This is a genomic window from Streptomyces sp. FH025, assembly GCF_017427025.1.
Lineage (GTDB): Bacteria > Actinomycetota > Actinomycetes > Streptomycetales > Streptomycetaceae > Kitasatospora.
Map to the genome: position 1 here is coordinate 1 of NZ_JAFLNG010000901.1, position 2,615 is coordinate 2,615.

Annotated in this window: 2 protein-coding genes; both read right to left on the bottom strand. The window is 75.1% G+C overall.

What is annotated here, in order from left to right; all coding sequences use genetic code 11:
* Positions 1 to 71 precede the first annotated feature (71 nt).
* On the bottom strand, positions 72 to 1,385 hold the full coding sequence (locus J0670_RS35435; protein ID WP_207816689.1) for a UDP-glucose/GDP-mannose dehydrogenase family protein: 1,314 nt from the start codon (positions 1,383 to 1,385) through the stop codon (positions 72 to 74).
* Positions 1,386 to 1,485: 100 nt separating this feature from the next.
* Positions 1,486 to 2,615 (bottom strand): MFS transporter (locus J0670_RS35440; RefSeq protein ID WP_207816691.1); only part of this gene is annotated, 1,130 nt, incomplete at its 5' end.

The following is a 2,615-nucleotide window of genomic DNA, read 5'->3' on the forward strand; positions in this document are numbered from 1 at the left end:
TGCCGCTTCGCGTCCGGGCGGGCGGGCGCGCCGAGGCGGGGACGGAGCGGCCGGTCGTGCGCCTGCGCCGGTCAGCGGCGGCCGAGCGAGCGGTACGTCCAGCCGGCCGCGCGCCACGCTTCCGGGTCCAGGACGTTGCGGGCGTCGACGACGGCGCGGACGGCGGCCTCCTCACCCAGGGCCGCCGGGTCGAGCTCCACGAACTCGCGCCACTCGGTGAGCAGCAGCACCACGTGGGCCCCGCGGGCGGCATCCGCGGCGGAGGAGGCGTAGCCCAGGTCGGGGCGGGCCTTGCGGGCGTTGTCCAGGGCCGCCGGGTCGTACACCGAGACCTGCCCGCCCTCGCGGGCGATCGCCGTGGCGACGTCGAGCGCGGGCGAGTCGCGGATGTCGTCCGACTCGGGTTTGAAGGCGGCGCCGAGCACGGCGACGTTGCGGCCGGTGAAGGAGCCGCCGGCCAGTTCGCGGGCGTGGTCCACGGCCCGGGTGCGGCGGCGCAGGTTGATCGCGTCCACCTGCCGCAGGAACTCCAGCGACTCGCCGGCGCCCAACTCCTCGGCGCGGGCGACGAAGGCCCGGATGTCCTTGGGCAGGCAGCCGCCGCCGAAGCCGAGCCCCGCGGCGAGGAAGCGCCGGCCGATCCGGTCGTCGTACCCCAGCGCGTCGGCCAGCCGCACCACGTCGGCACCGGCCGCCTCGCAGACCTCGGCGATCGCGTTGATGTACGAGATCTTGGTCGCCAGGAAGGCGTTCGCGGCGACCTTGACCAGTTCGGCGGTGGCGTAGTCGGTGACCACGGTCGGGATGTCGCCCAGCGGCTCGTACAGGTCGCGCAGCAGGCCCTCGGCCCGGCCGGGGCGCACCCCGAACACGATCCGGTCGGGCGCCAGGGTGTCCTGCACGGCGTGGCCCTCGCGCAGGAACTCCGGGTTCCAGGCGAGTTCGGCCGCCTCCCCGGCGGGCGCCAGGGCGGTGAGCCGCGCGGCCAGCCGCTCGGCCGTGCCGACCGGGACGGTGGACTTGCCGACGACCAGGCAGGGCCGGTCGAGGTGCGGGGCCAGGGCGTCCACGGCGGCGTCGAGTTGGGAGAGGTCGGCGGCTCCGGAGTCCTTGCGCTGGGGGGTGCCGAGGCAGAGGAAGTGCAGGTCGCCGAAGTCTGCGGCCTCCTTCGGGTCGGTGCCGAAGCGCAGGCGGCCGGCGGCCAGGTTGCGGCGCAGCAGATCCTCCAACCCCTTCTCGTGGATGGGCAGTTCGCCCTGGTTGAGGCGGCGGACCCGGTCCTCGTCGATGTCCAGTCCGAGGACCTGGTGGCCGAGTTCGGCCATGCAGGCGGCGTGGGTGATGCCGAGGTAGCCGCTGCCGATCACCGTCAGGCGGTGGCGCATGGACGGTCTCCTGTCGTGGGTGGGGGTGCGTGGTGTTGCCGGGTGTGGGGCCGGGTGTGGGGCCGGGATCCCTCCGCTCCCGTTCCGTCGGCGTTCCGGTTCAGCCGGCGGCCCGGGGCAGTCGGCGGACGGGCCGGACGGCGAGCAGGGCGAGGACGCAGCCCAGGCTGACCAGGGCGCCGAGGAACAGCAGCCGGTGCACGCCGACGAGGTCGCTGGCGGGCCCGGCGACGGCCTGGCCGAGCGGGACGGCCAGGATGGATCCGGCGATCTCGTACGCGGCGACCCGGTTGAGCTTGTCCTCCGGGATCTGGGTCTGGACGGAGGTCGCCCACTGGACGCCCCAGAACGCCCACCCGATGCCGCTGATCAGGTAGCCGAGCATCAGTAGCGGCACCGGAGGCACCAGGGCGGCGGACAGCGGCATCAGCGGGAAGACCAGCATCGCCACCGCCCCGCCGAACAGCGGCCGGGCCGGGCGCAGCCGGATCGCGACGAGGCCGCCGAGCACGCAGCCGACGCCGAAGGCGCTCTCCGCCCAGCCGAAGGCCGCCTTGCCGTGGGCGTCGATGATGGAGACCGCGCCGACCGGGGTGATCGGGCCCCAGACCGAGACGCCGAGGACCCACCAGATCAGGATCACCGACCAGAGCCAGGAGCGGGAGCGGAACGCCGTCCAGCCCTCGCGCAGGTTCTCCAGGGTGGAGGCGGTGCGGTCGGGTTCGACGTGCGGCAGCCGCAGGGCCGCCAGGCAGAGCCCGCTGAGCACGAAGGTGGCCGCCGTCGCCGCGAAGACCGAGGCCGGGGAGACCGCGGCGACCAGGGTGCCGGCGAGCGCCGGGCCGGCCATGGTGGCGACGCCCTGGCTGACCCGCAGCACGCCGTTGGCCTGCTGCGGGTCGGCGGCGACCTGGGGCACCAGGCTGGTCAGGCCCGGCTGGAACATCGCGGTGGCGAGCCCGCCGAGCACCGACGCGGCGACCAGCAGCCACAGCGGCGGGTGGCCGAGCCAGAGGAGGACCGCGAGGCCGGCCTGGACCGCGCAGCGCAGCGCGTCCGCGGCGATCATCTGCGGCCGGGGGTGGAACCGGTCGGCAAACACTCCGCCGAACACCACGAACAGGGCGAACGCCCCCATCCAGGCGCCCAGCGCGACGCCGACGGCGCCCACCCCGAAGCCGAGGGCGAGCATCGCCACGGCCGTCGCGACCGGGATCATGGTGTCGCCCA